The sequence below is a fragment of the Candidatus Poriferisodalis sp. genome (assembly GCF_965205175.1).
GTDB lineage: Bacteria > Actinomycetota > Acidimicrobiia > Acidimicrobiales > Poriferisodalaceae > Poriferisodalis.
In genome coordinates this window covers 44628-60228 of record NZ_OZ242038.1, presented here as the reverse complement: position 1 = coordinate 60228, position 15601 = coordinate 44628, and the positions used below count along the sequence as shown (strand labels likewise).

General features: G+C 68.2%; 13 protein-coding genes. 9 read left to right on the top strand and 4 right to left on the bottom strand.

Translation table 11 applies throughout. From position 1 onward, the window contains the following. Window positions 1–40: 40 nt before the first annotated feature. Window positions 41–970 (top strand): biotin--[acetyl-CoA-carboxylase] ligase, encoded by a 930-nt coding sequence (locus ACOGI4_RS00240; protein ID WP_419841954.1) that lies wholly within the window; start codon window positions 41–43, stop codon window positions 968–970. Window positions 971–1031: 61 nt separating this feature from the next. Beyond that, window positions 1032–2540: a leucyl aminopeptidase gene (locus ACOGI4_RS00235; protein WP_419841953.1), complete on the top strand. Its 1509-nt coding sequence runs from the start codon at window positions 1032–1034 to the stop codon at window positions 2538–2540. Between the two features lie 52 nt (window positions 2541–2592). On the opposite strand, the gene ACOGI4_RS00230 is transcribed toward ACOGI4_RS00235, so the two are convergent. Further along, on the bottom strand, window positions 2593–3321 hold the full coding sequence (locus tag ACOGI4_RS00230) for a hypothetical protein (protein WP_419841952.1): 729 nt from the start codon (window positions 3319–3321) through the stop codon (window positions 2593–2595). Between the two features lie 233 nt (window positions 3322–3554). Here ACOGI4_RS00230 and ACOGI4_RS00225 point away from each other — a divergent pair, with 233 nt between their 5' ends. The 7 genes from ACOGI4_RS00225 (at window position 3555) to ACOGI4_RS00195 (ending at window position 12337) form a co-directional block, all read left to right on the top strand. Beyond that, window positions 3555–4376 (top strand): SIR2 family NAD-dependent protein deacylase, encoded by an 822-nt coding sequence (locus tag ACOGI4_RS00225; RefSeq protein WP_419841951.1) that lies wholly within the window; start codon window positions 3555–3557, stop codon window positions 4374–4376. A gap of 130 nt (window positions 4377–4506) precedes the next feature. Next, entirely contained in the window at window positions 4507–5673 is a 1167-nt protein-coding gene (moeB, locus tag ACOGI4_RS00220; protein ID WP_419841950.1) for a molybdopterin-synthase adenylyltransferase MoeB, read from the top strand. A 138-nt stretch (window positions 5674–5811) separates the two neighbouring features. Continuing rightward, window positions 5812–7179 carry an FAD-dependent oxidoreductase gene (locus ACOGI4_RS00215; protein WP_419841949.1) on the top strand — a complete coding sequence of 456 codons (1368 nt, stop codon included), beginning with the start codon at window positions 5812–5814 and terminating at the stop codon, window positions 7177–7179. Between the two features lie 49 nt (window positions 7180–7228). Then, window positions 7229–8878, top strand: coding sequence for an LCP family protein (locus ACOGI4_RS00210; RefSeq protein WP_419841948.1), 1650 nt, complete (start codon window positions 7229–7231; stop codon window positions 8876–8878). Continuing rightward, window positions 8875–10266, top strand: coding sequence for a UDP-glucose dehydrogenase family protein (locus ACOGI4_RS00205; RefSeq protein ID WP_419841947.1), 1392 nt, complete (start codon window positions 8875–8877; stop codon window positions 10264–10266). Before ACOGI4_RS00210 ends, ACOGI4_RS00205 begins: the two co-directional genes overlap by 4 nt. 54 nt (window positions 10267–10320) lie before the next feature. Then, entirely contained in the window at window positions 10321–11259 is a 939-nt protein-coding gene (locus ACOGI4_RS00200) for a hypothetical protein (RefSeq protein WP_419841946.1), read from the top strand. 40 nt (window positions 11260–11299) lie between these two features. Further along, entirely contained in the window at window positions 11300–12337 is a 1038-nt protein-coding gene (locus tag ACOGI4_RS00195) for a sugar phosphate nucleotidyltransferase (protein WP_419841945.1), read from the top strand. On the opposite strand, the gene cofE is transcribed toward ACOGI4_RS00195, so the two are convergent. From cofE to ACOGI4_RS00180, 3 genes are read right to left on the bottom strand one after another with little or no spacing between them, the layout of a single operon-like run. Beyond that, window positions 12334–13044 (bottom strand): coenzyme F420-0:L-glutamate ligase, encoded by a 711-nt coding sequence (gene cofE, locus ACOGI4_RS00190; RefSeq protein WP_419841944.1) that lies wholly within the window; start codon window positions 13042–13044, stop codon window positions 12334–12336. The two genes, ACOGI4_RS00195 and cofE, sit on opposite strands and share 4 nt — an antisense overlap. Next, complete coding sequence (gene cofD, locus ACOGI4_RS00185; RefSeq protein ID WP_419841943.1) at window positions 13041–14072, bottom strand: 2-phospho-L-lactate transferase; 1032 nt, start codon at window positions 14070–14072, stop codon at window positions 13041–13043. Before cofD ends, cofE begins: the two co-directional genes overlap by 4 nt. Further along, window positions 14069–15571, bottom strand: coding sequence for a cell wall-binding repeat-containing protein (locus tag ACOGI4_RS00180; protein WP_419841942.1), 1503 nt, complete (start codon window positions 15569–15571; stop codon window positions 14069–14071). The genes cofD and ACOGI4_RS00180 overlap by 4 nt, the downstream gene beginning before the upstream one ends. Window positions 15572–15601 lie beyond the last annotated feature (30 nt).

Sequence of the window (15601 nt, the reverse complement as noted above, 5' to 3'; positions counted from 1 at the left end):
GTCCTGTTCGCTACCGGGACTGCCGCGCTACCGTCGCCGTGTGCCGACCGAGCACGAACCGTGGAGTTCGGACTCGCCTCGCTTCGCCTCCGTGGCCGGCACCCGCTTTACCGACGTCGAGTGGCACGGCGAGGTCTCCTCCACGAATGCGGAGCTGCTCGACCGGGCGCGTCTGGGGGCATCCGAAGGGGCCGTGCTGATCGCCGACGTGCAGACCGCCGGCCGGGGCCGACGCGGCCGCCGGTGGACAGCGCCGTCGGGCACCGCGCTGATGATGTCGGTGCTGCTGCGGCCGCCACCGGACCGGTTGCCGCCTGCCCGGGCAGCTTTGGTGACCCTTGCGCTGGCCTTGGCGGCCGTGGACGCCTGCGAGCAGTCGAGCGGGCTTCGGCCCAGACTGAAGTGGCCCAACGATCTGGTGGTGGTCGCCGACGCTGCCCGAGCGGGCGCGCCAAGCCGCGGAGCAACGCGGCCCGACCTCAAGCTTGCAGGCATCTTGGCCGAGTCCGTCGCTGCGAACGGTCTGCTGTCGGCGCTGGTGGTGGGTATGGGCCTCAACACCGGCTGGGCTCGGGTACCGGCCGAGTTGGAGGGTGCCGCAACGAGCTTGAACTTGGCATCGGGCGCACCAGTGGACCGGACGACCTTGGCGCGCCACGTGCTCGAGGGCCTCGAAACTCGTTACCGGCGCCTGTGCTCTGCCGGTGATGCTGCGGGACCCGAAGCGGTGCTCGACGAGGCGCGCCAGAACTCGGCCACGCTGGGCCGGCGGGTGCGGGTGACCCTCGGGGCACCGGCGGGCGGGCCTCGGGCCGAGATGGGCAGTGACACCGAGGTGCTCAGCCTCGAAGGAGTGGCCAGCGACCTCGACGGCCACGGCAGGCTGCTGGTGCACGACGACGACGGCGTCATCCATGCCGTGGCGGTGGGCGACGTGATGCATCTGCGCCCAGCCGCGCGCGAACGGTGACGCCTCGGTCGATGCCGTAGCTTCGTCCCGCTGCCGAACGCGCCGACGAAGCGAGGACGCCGTGCCGCTGACCCTTTCGACCGAACACCTTGAGGTAGTGCTTGAGGCAGTGAACGACGCTGCCGCTGCGGCGCCGGCTGCCGCGGCCGACCGGCCGGTACGCAGCGATGCCCTGGATGCCCTCGGCGTTGCGCCCAGTTACCTGGCAGCCTGCGGCTTCGACGGCGCCGTGGGCGCGACATCGCTGCTGCCGAGCCCAGGCGGTGCAGTCGACGGCGCTGTGCCTATTGCCGTCGGGCTGGGCAGCGAACGTCTCACTGCTGCCGACGTTCGCAAGGCCGCAGCGAGCCTCTGGCGGTCTGCGTCGAAGGTCGATTCGCTGGTGTCCACCTTGCCGACGGCGGCGGCCGCAGACCTCGGGGCCGACGGAGCGCTCAGCGCGGTGGTCGAAGGCATGCTGTTGGCCTCGTACCGATTCGACGAGTACAAGGGTGAGCCTGCGGAGGCTGACCCGCTCAAGCGCATCGTGCTGGCGGTGCCTGAGGGAACGGACACCGCAGCAGCGCTTGACCGTGCCGCGGCGGTTGCGGGCGGCATCGCGCTGGCCCGCGATCTGGTCAACCAGCCCGCTGGCGCCCTCACCGCCGCCGGTCTCGCCGCGGCTGCCGTCGAAGCCGTGGACGCGGCGCGAGCGAGCAGCAATCCCAAGGCGGGTTCAGCATCGGCCGAGGTCTGGGACCGCGACCGCCTCGTCACCGAACGGTGCGGAGGGTTGCTGGGCGTCAACGCCGGCTCGACCGAACCTCCAGCTCTCGTCCGCCTGCGCTGGCAGCCGACAGCTGAGCCGCGGGCCGCGATTCAACTCGTCGGCAAGGGCATCACCTTCGACACGGGAGGACTCAACCTCAAGTCGTTCGAGGGCATGGAGTGGATGAAGATCGACATGGGCGGTGCCGCGGCCGTGATCGGCGCCATGAGTGCCGTCATTCGCCTGGCGCCCGACGTGGCAGTCACCGGCATCTGCTGTTGCACCGACAACCAGCCGGGACCAACGGCCACCAAGCCCGGCGACGTGCTGCACATCCGCAACGGCACGACGGTGGAAGTGCTGAACACCGACGCCGAAGGCAGGCTCGTCTTGGCCGACGGACTGTCGCTCGCTGTCGAGGAGGCGCCCGACTTGGTGATCGACCTCGCCACGCTGACCGGTGCCTGCATGGTTGCACTGGGGGAAAAGTACGCAGGGCTGATGGGCAACGACGAAGCTGCGATCGAGCGGGCGCAAGCTGCCGGACGCGCGGCGGGGGAGCTGCTGTGGCACTTGCCGCTGCCGCCCGAGTACCGCGAGCAGCTGGACTCGCCGATTGCCGACCTTCGCAACATCGGCAAGAACCGTTACGGGGGAGCGCTCCATGCAGGGCTCTTCTTGTCCGAGTTCGTCGGCGACACGCCGTGGCTGCACCTCGACATCGCCGGACCGGTCCGCACCGACGCCGACGCAGGCGAGGCTTCCAAGGGTGCGACAGGGTTCGGCGTACGAACCCTGGTCGAGCTGATCTGCGGCTGGTGAGCTCACCGCAACCGAGCGAGCGCGGAGCGGAGGCAGGGGCTTGGGCGCGCGGCTAGGCAGACGAGCGCGTGCGCGTCCGCATGCATCGCTCGGCCCAAGCCCAAGCAGTGGCCTCGTTGGCGGCGCTCGGCGCCAGCCCGAGCGTCACGAGCCGCTCGGCAGACTCGTGCAGGCCGTGACCCAGTGTCAGCATGCAGGTCGCCAGCAGTCGGGTCTCGCCGACGGAGAAGTCCGAGCGGTCGTCGGCTTGCCTCCAGTCACCGATTTCGTCCCGCAGCTGTTGAGGCATGCGCATGCGCAGCCTGCGGGGCACGGCCGGCATGAGACGGCGGACCATCAGCACAGCGTTCTCGTCGAAGTGCGCCAAGTCGAACATGCGGCAGCGGTCGATGGTCCGCATGAAGGTGCTCTGGCGGCCTCCTCGGTGCTGAAGCCCGAGTCGTCGAGCGGTCGAGTCGAGGTCCAAGTGGATCTCTTCTCCCGCTGAGATTTCGTCGAATTCCCGCGCCAGCAGTCTGAGCAGCCAAACGACGCTCGGGCCGAGCACAGCGATCCAGAATCGCTCCACGTATGCCGAGCGGGGATCGTGGCCGCGGCTGCCGACGGCGGGATCGTGCCAAGCACGGACCCGCAAGATGTGCAGCGGACCGGCCACGGCGCTCTGAGTCGCCGTGCAGTTCGGCGTCGGCGCTGTGTGCCCGGTCGGCTTCGGCTCAGCGTGGTGCAGCGCTCCGAGCGTCATCGGGGATGCAGGGGCCGCAGAGGTCTGGTCAGCTCGCACGGTGGTCTCCTTTGCTGTGTCGTCCCAAGAGATGGGTCCCTCGGGCTAGGTACCGGGCACGGAACGATCGACATGTGGCATGAAACTACATTGTACGGAGCTTTCTATATTGAAAATTATTGAAAAGTAACAATACGCCGCTCGAAGCGGAGGCGACCGGTGCGCTTGCGGCGCTGTCCGCCGGTGTCGCCGATCAGCCCATGGGTCAGACTGTGCGTCATGGGCGGTGAGACATGAGCTCACAGGTGCGCGCAGGCGCAGTGGCGGGCTGGGACGCAGACGATTCGCTGCGGACGGTTGCCGGGTGGATCGACGAGGCGAACGCCGTCACCGTGCTGACTGGCGCCGGAATCTCCACAGATTCAGGAATCCCGGACTTCCGCGGCCCCAACGGCGTGTGGACCAAGAACCCTGCCGCTGAGAAGCAGGCGACGCTCCAGAATTACCTCGCAGACCCCGAAGTGCGTGTGGCGGCCTGGCGTTCGCGCCTCGATCACCGGGTCCGGGGCGCGGTGCCCAACGCCGGGCATCGAGCTTTGGTGCAGCTCGAGCGCCGTCGCAAGCTGGTGTCCCTGCTGACCCAGAACGTGGACGGCCTCCACCACGACGCCGGGTCCGATCCCGACAAGATCGTGGAGGTACACGGCACCATGCGCGAAGCTGCCTGCTTGGAGTGCGACTACCGCACCGAGATGGGGGTGGTGCTCGACCGGGTACGCCTCGGCGAGGCGGACCCTCCGTGCCCCGAGTGCGGCGGGATTCTCAAGAGCGCGACGATCAGCTTTGGCCAGCAGCTGGTGGCGCGCGATCTCTTGCGCGCTCAAGCCGCGGCCGAGAACTGCGAGCTGATGCTGGCCGTGGGAACGACGCTGGCGGTGTACCCCATCGCAGCGGTGGTGCCGACTGCTCGCTCCGCAGGCGCCCGAGTCGTGATTGTCAACGCGGAGCCCACCGAGATGGACCATCTGGCGGACCAGGTTTTGCGCGGTTCGATCTCCGACATCCTTCCGTACATCTGCGGCCGCGGTCACGCCGGACCTGCGAAGCCGGGGTGACGCAGGAGGTGCAGCGCCGTGCAACCCGATCGCTCGCTGCATCACCAGCCGACACCTGACCGTCAATACCTGACCGATTTGGTAGGATTTCGGCACGCAGCGACGAATAGCGACGAACTCGGAGGCCCCGATGCCCTCGTTCCGCGAACTCTTGACAGCGACCAAGCGCGACATCATCGAGATCGATACGGCGACCGCAGCGGAGTGGATCTCCAGCCGGTCGCCGGCCGTGCTCGACGTGCGCGAGCCAGACGAGTACGAGCAGGGTGCGCTTGCCGGCGCCATCCACATTCCGCGTGGGCACCTCGAGGCGCAGATCGAGAACCGGCTGCCCGACCACGACGCGGAGATCGTCGTGTACTGCGCCGGCGGTGTCCGCTCGGCTTTCGCTGCGAAGACGCTCGGCGAGCTGGGATACACGAACGCCGTGTCCATGGACGGCGGCTTCGGCCGTTGGAAGGACGAGGGCCGTCCGTGGACAACGCCTGCCTCGCTCGGTGCCGAGCAGCGCAACAGGTACCAGCGACACCTGCTGTTGCCCGAGGTGGGCGAGGCTGGACAGCTCCGGCTGCTCGACGCCAAGGTGCTCCTGCTCGGAGCGGGAGGCCTCGGCTCGCCGGCTGCGCTCTATCTGGCTGCGGCAGGCGTCGGCACGCTGGGCATCATCGACATGGACGTGGTCGACGAGTCCAATCTGCAGCGCCAGATTCTCCACAACATGGACCGAATCGGGGACCGCAAGGTGGACTCGGCCAAGAAGACCCTGACCTCGCTCAATCCCGACGTCAACGTCGTCACCTACGACACCCGACTCGGCGCAGACAACGTGCTGGACATCCTCTCGGGCTGGGACGTCATCGTGGACGGCGCCGACAACTTCCCGAGCCGGTACCTGCTCAATGACGCCTCGGTGAAGCTGGGCATACCCGTCGTACACGGCTCGATTTACCGCTTCGAGGGCCAGGTCACCGTGTTCGACCCGACGCGGGGCCCGACCTATCGCGACTACCTGCCCGAACCCCCTCCGGCGGAGCTTGCTCCGTCGTGCGCAGAGGCCGGTGTGCTGGGCGTGCTGCCAGGAATCGTGGGTTCCATCCAGGCGCTCGAGACCATCAAGCTGATCCTCGGCGTCGGCGAATCGCTGTGCGGCCGCATCGTCGCCTTCGACTCGCTGGAGATGACGTTCCGCGAGTTTCGGCTGCGTCCTGACCCCGCCAACGAGGTCACCTTCGCCAATCGCGAGCGCATCACTGTCGGCGAACTGGACGGTCTCTGCAGCCCGACGCTGAGCGGCTGACGGGCTGAGCCGCAGGCAGGCGGCGGTGTCCGCCATGAGCCCAGCAGAGTCTGCGCCGGCAAAGCGCGGAGTGGGGTCCGTGCCGAGGCCGGGCCGTGACCACAGATGCAGTTGGGGGCACAGGTACGCTGCCTCGCCATGGCCCCGAAGCGCTTCGTCGTCATCGGCGGCGGACCGGCCGGCCACTCGGCGGCTACCTACGCAGCGCGCTACGGCGCCGAGGTAACGCTCATCGAGCGCGACATCGTGGGCGGCTCAGCCCATCTGCGCGACTGCGTGCCGTCCAAGTCCATGATCGCCACCGGCTCGGCGCTGAGCTTCGCCGGCCACCTCGATGACCTGGGCCTCGCCAACGTCTCCACGTCGGTGGACACACCGCAGCTCCGACAGCGCATCGGCGACATCGAGACCCGTCTGGCGGAGGTGGCCAAGCAGATGCTGGTCAGCCAAGGCGTGCGGATCTTGGCGGGCTCAGGCCGCCTGCTCGGACCCAGCGACGTCCGCGCCGAAACCGTAGACGGAACCGTGGACCTGTCGGCTGATGTCGTCGTGCTCGCGACCGGCAGCCGGCCGCGCATCCCTGAGTGGGCGCCCATCGACAAGGAGCGGGTGCTGACCACCCGCGACGCGTACCCGCCCGCAGAGCTGCCCGAGCATCTGGTCGTCGTGGGCTCAGGCGTGACCGGCGTGGAGTTCGTACATATGTTCACGTCGCTGGGTTCGCGGGTCACGCTGATCGTCAGCCGACAGCAGGTGCTGCCTCACAAGGATCCCGAAGCGGCAGCGGCGTTGGAGCAGACCTTCAGCGACCTCGGCGTGTCCATGCTCAAAGGTGCGCGTGCGGTGGGCATCGTGCGAGACGGCGATGCGGTCGATGTCACCTGCAGCGACGGACGCGTGGTGCGAGCGACACACGCGCTGCTGGCCATCGGCTCGGTGCCCAACAGCGACGGCCTGGGGCTGGAGAACACCGAGGTGTGCGTGGACAGCGGAGGCTACGTGGAGGTGGATCACAACCTGCGTTCGTCGGTGCCGAGCATCTACGCTGCCGGCGACCTGTCCGGCAAGCTGCCGCTCTCGTCGGTCGCTGCGATGCAGGGGCGCAAGCTGGTGGAGCACGCGATGGGTCTGCACGACTCGCGCCCGCACCGCCATCTCGACTACGACAAGGCCGCATCGGCCATCTTCACCGAGCCCGAGATCGCAGATGTGGGACTCGCCGAAGCCGAGGCGTTCGCCACGGGACGCAAGATTCGGGTGACGAAGGTGCCCTTCGGCGCCAATGCCAAGGCGCTGATCGAGGAGAATCCCCGCGGATTCGTCAAGATCGTGTCCGATCCGCTGACGGGCCAGGTGCTGGGCGGCTCGATTGTCGGACGCCATGCGTGCGAACTGATCTCCGTGGTGGCACTGGCCGTCAGCGCCAACCTGCGTGTGCAGGACATCGCCGAGAGCCTGTTCGTCTATCCGTCGTTGAGCGAGGCCATCTGCGAGGCAGCTGAGTGAGGCAGCGGGCGACGGTTCCGTCGCTGGCCATGGCATCTGGGGCCGTTCGATGAGCCGACGCAGCTGGCGCGCCCGCGCCGTGCTGTTCTCGCTGGCTGCGTTGACCCTGGTCGGGGCAGCGGCAACCGGAGTGTCGGCCTACGTGCTGGTGCAGCTCGGGCGAATCGAGCGCCATGAGCTGGCCGACGTGCTGACATCGGCTCCGCGTCAGCCGGTGACCGCGGCAGATGTCCTCGTCAGGCACTCAACCACCACGACGCAGCCTCCGCAGACTGCTGCTGAGGGACTGGCTGCGAGCGGCGAGACGGCGTCCGACGGCGCTGGACCCGCTGCGGGCAGCGACACGGCGCCTGCTGATCGAGCCTCGCCATCCGACGACGCGGTCTCGCCCGAAGGCACGCCGGTGCGGCCCAGCAGCCCGGCGGGAGAGAACTACCTGCTCGTCGGCACGGACAACACGCTGGGGCTCGAGCGTGACGATCCGCTGCGAGACGGCCATTCGGATCACACCCGCTTGGCGGACGTCATCATGGTGGTGCGCCTGCGGGACGACGGCACCGTCGCCATGATGTCCATTCCCCGGGATCTGGCTGTGGAGATTGCCGGCACCGGCGCCGTTGCCAAGATCAACAGCGCGTACAACCGCGACGACACGACCGCGGAACGCGCCGCCCGTCTCATCGAGACCGTCGAAGCGAGTCTCGACATCACGCTGCAGCACTTCGTCGAGGCAGACTTTCTGGCATTCATGCGGCTGGTGGACGCCGTCGGCGGTGTCACGATGTCGTTCGACCGACCGCACCGAGATCAGCCGAAGGCAGATGCCGCCGACGCGACGCAGAGCCGAAGCGGCTTCTACACCGAGGCGGGAACCCATCGATTCGACGGCAGGCAGGCGATGGCCTACGTCCGCAGTAGACACCTCCAAGTGCAGCTGCCGGACGGGACATGGCGTCGGTCCGGGACTTGGAACGATCTCGACCGCAACGACCGTCAGCGTGAGTTCATGCGCACCGCAGCAGCGCAGATCGCGCCGTCGTTGCTCGCCAATCCCATGAGGCTGCTGAGCGTGCTGAGCATTGCAGCCGATCATCTGTCCACCTCCGACACGCTCAGCGTCGTGAGCGACGGACGCCGTCTTGCGGACCAATTCGCCGGCATCGATGTGGCCGCCGCCGTCGAGGACTACGAGCTGAAGGTCGTCGACGTTCACGACCCGGTGAGGTGGTCGCTGGGGCTCGACCCGCGCCAGACCGAGCACAACCAGCGCGTGCTCGACGTGTTCCGGGGGATCGGCTGGGAAGACATCGTGGAGTCGCGTGTGCACGTGCTGGTGACGGGTGCAGCGCGCAACCAAGCCGCGGCCGAGCTGGCAGCGCTCGGATTCGACGCGCAAGCAGCTGGTCCGGCGCCGGAGGGCATCGCGGATCCCCCCGAAGGCGCCGTCATCTACTTGTCGCCGCACGGGCGTCTTGCCGCGGGACTGGTGGCCAGTCGTCTGCTGCCTGTGCCAGACTTCGCCGGCTATGCCGAGCTTGACGCCACCACGGTCATCCTGCATGTCGGCGACGAAGCGCCTCGCATCGATGTCGGTTACCGGACCGTGGACGTGCCCCCACCGGATCAGCTGGCCATGGACGAGCTGAACTCGGACCAGCCGGCCGCAGACCATCTGACCGTGGACGAGCAGACGCCATGAGCGACACACAGCCCAGCGGACGCATCTTGGTGGTCGGTGCCGGCTACGTCGGCCTCACTACCGCCGCGTGCTTGGCACATCTCGGCCACGACGTCATCTGCGCAGACATCGATCAGGCCAAAGTGGCCTCCCTCTCCGCCGGGGTCGTGCCGATTCGCGAAGCCGATCTCGACCGGCTCGTCGCCGAGGGCATCGCTCGCCGCCGTCTCAGATTCGTGACGTCCGCCGAAGCAGTCGCGGCTGCCTGCGAGTTCGTCTTCGTCTGCGTGCCCACGCCCTTGCGCGCCGACGGCGAAACCGAACTCGGCTACTTGTTTGCCGCACTCGAATCGGTGGCATCTCGCTTGCGGCCAGGTTCGGTCGTCGTGACCAAGTCGACGGTGCCGGTGGGCACTTCGCCGAAGATTGCCGCAGCGCTCGGCCGGACCGATGTAGCGCTGGCGTCGAATCCGGAGTTCTTGCGGGAAGGCTCGGCGGTGGCCGACTTCCTGGCGCCCGACCGGATCGTCATCGGCGCCGAGGATGGCGCGGCGACCCGCCGGGTCGCGGCACTGTACGCGAACGTGGAGGCGCCGATGATCCTGTGCGATCCCACGTCGGCGGAGACCGTCAAGTACGCGGCCAACGCATTCCTTGCCGCAAAGGTCTCGTTCGTCAACGCGCTCGCTGCGGTGTGCGAAGCCGTCGATGCCGATGTCGACACGGTGCTCGCGGGAGTAGGCACCGATCACCGGATCGGCACGGCGTACCTGCAACCGGGTCCCGGCTGGGGAGGTTCCTGTCTGCCGAAGGACACCCGAGCCCTCGTGTCGGTCGCCAACGACGCCGGCTACGTGTTCGACCTGCTCGAAGGAGTCATCGCGGTCAACGAGCAGCAGCTCGACCGCGTGGTCGCGAAGGTCGCCGGCATGGCTGCGGGGAGAAACAGCGATCTCGCCGCGGAGCGCGCGGACGGGCGGTCCTCGGATGTTGCTGATGCTCTTCATTCCGTGGGTCTCGATGGCGTCACGGTCGCCCTGCTGGGGCTCACCTTCAAGGCCGGGACCGACGACCTCCGCGGATCTCCTGCGCTGCGGATCGCTGAGCTGCTGAGGACCCGAGGTGCGCGCTTGGCGGCCTACGACCCGGCGATGCGCAGTCTCGAGGATCGTCCCGACATCGCCTCGCAGCTCCCGGCGGACATGGAACTGCGCAGCTCGGCGTATGGAGCTCTGCAGGGTGCCGATGTAGCAGTCGTGCTGACGGAGTGGCCTGAGTTTGCGGCCCTCGATTGGAAGCGTGCAGCATCGGAGATGGCGACGGCTCGCGTCGTGGATGCGCGCAATCTCCTCGATGCACGCCAGCTGCGCTCAGCAGGCTTCGTCTACGAGGGGCTCGGCCGACGCTGAGCGTCGGCGTGGTGGGCACAGTCGACGCTGAGCGTCGGTAGCTTGTCGGCCCGTATGGCGAGAACAGCCGCTGCCAAGAAGATCGCGAAAGCCGCAAGCGCCGGCGGAAGCGGCCGGAAGTTCCGGCCTCGACGCGACCTGCTGTTCCCGGCGGCGATGTTGCTCGTCGTGCTGGTGGGCGTCGCGCTGATTCTCGTGGCACGCGACGAGCGGGCCGACAACGCGCCGGCAGGTCCGCCACGCCTCGGCGATCACTGGCACTCGCTCTACGCGATCTACAACTGCGACGAATTCGTCCTCGACGTGTATCCCAACGACGTCGAGGATCAGTCCGGCATCCACACGCACGGCGACGGTCTCATCCACATTCATCCGTTCCATACCGGCGTCACGGGACAGTTCGCCACTGTCGGCGCGTTCATGGACGAGATCGAGGTCGAGATGACCGACGCGACCATCGAGCTGCCCGATGGGACGTTGCTCGACGAGTCCGGCGATGGCTGCGAATCGCCGGATCCCAGCAGCGACGACGCGGACGTAGCCGAGCCGGGCGCAGAATTGCGCATCCTGCGTTGGGAGACGCTGCAGGCGGAGAAAGCACTGACCTTCGCTGAGGACCTGCGAGGTGTGCGGTTCTTGGACGACGGTCAGATCTTCGTGTTCGCATTCGTCCACCCGAGCGTGGCCGATTCCGACATACCGCGGCCCGACGACGCGTTCTTGCGGCAGTACCTGAATCTGCCTTTGGAGGATCAACCGCTGGGCGACCCCGGAGTCGGTCCGATGCCGCTGCCCGATGCGGATGGCGCCGGCGAGTCGGACGATGGCGGCCTTTTGGAGACATCCGAGCCTGCTGAGTCCGAGGAATCCGATGAGTCCCCCGACCCGCCGGAATCCCCGGACCCAGCATCCGAATCCGACGAGGACAGTTCCGGCGAAGACGGTTCCGACGACGGAGGCAGCCCGCCGGCGACTACTCCGGCGACATCCTGAGGCCCAGCGACATCGATTCCGCGAGCATCGGAACCGCGCCATGAAGGCAATCCTGCTGCTTGGCGGCTACGGCACTCGGCTGCGTCCGCTGACCGACAGCACTCCCAAGCAGATGCTCCCTATCTGCGGCCGGCCCATGATCGAGTGGGTTTGCGAGCATTTGCACCGGCACGGAATCGACCACGTCGTGCTTGCGTTGGGCTACCGGTCCGAGGCATTCACCACGGCTTACCCTCGGGGGCGCATCGGACGGCTGTCCTACGACGTGGCGGTCGAGCCTGAGGCCCGCGGCACGGCAGGTGCGGTGCGGTTCGCCGCTGAGGCAGCCGGTGTGGCGGGCACGTTCCTGGTGCTCAACGGCGACGTGCTGACCGATCTCGACATCGGCGACCTCGTCGCGCAACACGAGCGTTCGGGTGCCGAGGCCACCATCGCGCTGCAACCGGTCGCCGACCCCACGCCGTACGGTCTGGTGACGACCGATCCGTCGGGCCGCGTGCTGTCCTTCTCGGAGAAACCGCAACCCGGTTCGGTCACCGCTTCGTCGGCGGAAGGCGGCCGACCGACGATCAGCGCGGGCACCTATGTGCTGACCTCGGCGACGCTGGATCGTGTCGTGCCGGATCGGCCCGTCTCGATTGAGCGGGAGATCTTCCCTCGCATCGTCGAGGATCGGGCGCTGGCAGCGCTGGTCGCCGATGTCTATTGGCTGGACACAGGCACACCGCGGCAGTACTTGGCGGCGAATCTGGACGTTCTGGAGGGTCGGCGTGCCAACGCCCAGGTGGTCGACGGCTTGGCTGCTGCGAGCGCGGACATCCATCCCGAGGCGCACGTGCGCACCTCGGTCATCGGCGAGGGGTGCGAGATCGGACCCGGAGTCGTGGTGCAGCGTTCCGTCCTCGGCCCGCGGTGCCGACTCGCGGCAGGTGTCACCGTGATCGACTCGTTGCTCGGCGCAGACGCGGTCGTGGGCCCCGAAGCAGTGCTCCGCGAGTACACGGTGGTCGGCCACGGTGAGCACATCGGCGCCGGCGCAGTGCTGCGCCAACAGCGCCGACCGCATCCGGAGCGCTAGCGGAACAGGTCCTCGGCGGGTTCCCTGACGATCTCCGTGCGCACCGAGGAGCGTCGCAGCCAGCTCTGGTCGATTCCGCGTGCAATGGCGACCGGCACGCCACGCGCTTTGCCGCAGACCAGATCGGCGGCGGCGGCGATCTCGTCGGCCACGCAGACCTCGGTGACCATCAGCTCGCGGCCCAGCGCATCCGCTGTGCCTTTCAGGTCCACTACCGCAGCGATGCCCGCGCAGCCGATAGCGACGTCGGTGACGCCGCGCCGCCACGGGCGTCCGAAGGTGTCGGAGATGATGACCCCGACGGTGAAGCCCGACAGCGCAGCGATGCGGGCTCGGATCCTGTATGCGGAGCGGTCGCTGTCATCGGGCAGCAGCGCGGCGTATCCCCGTTCGACGTTGGACAGATCGATTCCGGCGTTGGCGCAGACGAACCCATGCTTGGTCTCGCTGATGATGAGATCGCCGCGGCGGCGAAGAATGCGGCGTGACTCCCGCTCGACGAGCGGCTTGTGCGACAGGGGGTCGTCAGGGTCGATCAGCTCCAGGGCGCCTTCGGCCTTCGAGACAATCTTCTGCGTCACGACGAGCACGTCGCCCTCGCGCAGGCCCATGGGCGACGCCGCGCAGGCTTGCGCGATGACGGCGCCCAGATCCGCGCCTCGGGTGATCTCGCCGATGCCTTCGACGGGATGCAATTCGACGGTCACGTGCCGGTGCCTGTGCTGTTGGCTGCTGGGCGAGTGGTATCTGTGTCGCGGATGTCTGCATCGACCGCATGGAGCGTTGCGGTCGCCAGCGTTGCTGCGCGGTCCACGTCAGCCATGATGGTGTCGGTGACGACCGGGGACATGCCGGCTCGCGCAACTGCCGGGGCGAGTTCGGCGTCGGCATGATCGATCACCAACGTGGCAGCGCAGGAGGCGTAGAGCCGTGCGATGCCGACGACGCTGGGTTCGTGGCCCAAGTAGTGCATCATGTCGGCGGCCGGTCCCTTGACGGACTGGCCGCCCACGATGGGCGACACTGCTACTACGCGCTCGCGGCGACGAGCCAGGATCTCGCGGATTCCCGGCACGTCCACCACGGGGCCGATGGAGACGAATGGGTTGGAGGGCGCCAGCACCACGGCGTCGGCGCTCGTGAGCGCCTCGGCGACGCCAGGAGCAGGCCGGGCGGCTTCGATGCCGGCGAATCGCACAGATCGGATGGCAATGCCGTGCCGTCGGGCCACGAAGTACTCCTGAAAGTCGATCTCTGCTGCTTCGGCGGGCGCTGCCGGGGTGATGCGAGTTCGGATCGGGTCGTCGCTGACCGGCAGCAGCGTCAACTCGAGGCCGAAGCGACCCGCCAGCTCGCGTGTGATCTGCGACAGCGAGGCACCCTCGTTTCTGCGTTGGGTGCGGAAGAGGTGGAGCGCCACGTCGAGGTCGCCGAGCGCGAACCAGTCCTGGCCGCCGAGGCGACCGAGTTCGGTCCGTACGTGCCACGTTTCGCCCCTGCGACCCCACCCGGTCTCGGCGTTGACCTGTTCAGCCAGCGTGTAGGTGACCGTGTCGAGGTCGGGACTGATGCTGAGCCCATGCAAGACGAAGTCGTCGCCGACGTTGACGACAGCGGTGACATCGGCCTGTCGGCGCACGCGCAGCAGTCCGCGAAGAAAGCGTGCGGCGCCGACGCCTCCGGCCAGCACCGCCACCGTCTGCGATGTCGAGTTGCTGTTCGCCGAGGGGCTCATCTGATTGCGGGCGGGCACTTCGCTGCTGCCGAGTACGCCACCTGCCTGACGGCGCCGGTTGCGGTTGCGCCGGCGAGTCCGCCCGATCTCGACGACACGGTGGCTGTCGCTGCCTCCGAGGGAGTGGCGTAGCTGCTCGGACTCCATGCCTCGTAGCCGCTGCCGGTCGCCGCCACCTGCACCTCGTACAACACGACGTTGCGCAGCCCTGCAATCGTCGAAGGTGAGTTCACGTTGTCCACGGTGGTCCACTGCCCCCCGGCAGGCCGGTACCTGAGCCGATAGCCCGTCGGCGGCGCGCTGCCGACGGTGGCAGGCGCCTTCCAGCGCACCACCAGGCTGCCGTCGAGCGGTTGCACGGTCACCTCACGCGGCACACCGGCCGCATCGGTGCGGGGGTCGCATGTGCGCTTGACGCCCAGCAGCGCGTCGGCTGCTGTCGCGGCCGCGGCGTCGGAGACGGCCTGGCGCCCCCCGAAGATGGTGAGCCCGACGACGCCTGCATCGGGAACGGGACCGGCCAGCGTCCGGCGTGTCGCGTCCGGCAGGCTGGGTCCGGACAGCAGCAGCGGCGCACGTCGCAGTCCCAGCAATGGGCCGCCGACCAGTGCGTCGGGGAAGTTGCGGCCGTCCGCCAGGCCGAACTCGTCTGACTCGAAGCAACCCTCGGCGAGCGCCTCGGCGAGCACTGCAGCGGTCTCAAAGCGATCTTGTCCCCACAGGCGCTGGACCTTGATGCCGAGAGCGGACAGTTCCGTCTCGACTGCAGGGGTGACTGCGGCCGGCCCTCCCGCGATCAGCACCTGCTCGATGCGGTAGTCAGCGAGGAACTCCTTGAGCGCTGCGGGCAGTTGGTCGGGCCTGGTGAGCAGCACCGGATGCGGCCCGGCGAAGGCGAGCGGTGACAGCGCCAAGGCATCGGCGAACTGCTCGCCCGTCGCCACCAGCACAGTGCGACGGCCGTCGCTGCAGTAGTCGCTTACCTTGGCGGCCTCGATCTGGCGCGCGATGTTCACCACCGTCCCGTAGCGGTCGGCGCCGTCGATGCGCTCTGGCTCGCCGACGATCAGTCCAGCCAGCGTGGCCTCCACCCCGCTGGACACGGCCTTGGTGCCGCCGGCGATGATGATGTCGGTGACCGGGTGGCGCTTGATGAAGTCGCGGGTGGCGTCGGGCAGCACGTCGGGCGAAGACAGCAGGATCGGCGCATTGCGCACGCGGGACAGCGGGGTGGCTGCCAGCGCATCGGCAAATGCGGTGCCCGAGGCCACGATGACCGTTTCGATCGGTCCGGCCGAGGCGGCGTATCGCTCGGCTGTGGCCGCTGCGGTTTTGTAGCGGTCTGCACCCCACAGACGATTCGAATCGACGCGAGATGCAGCGCCGGAGGTGCTCGAGGTCGCGACGACTGCGGTGCTGACAATTGCTGTGCCGGCCAGCAACGCTGCCGCTGCCGCGGCGAGCGGGCGAACCCGGCCGTGATGCGGGCACCGTGCCATCCGCGGCACGGTACCCGAAGGCGCCGCTTC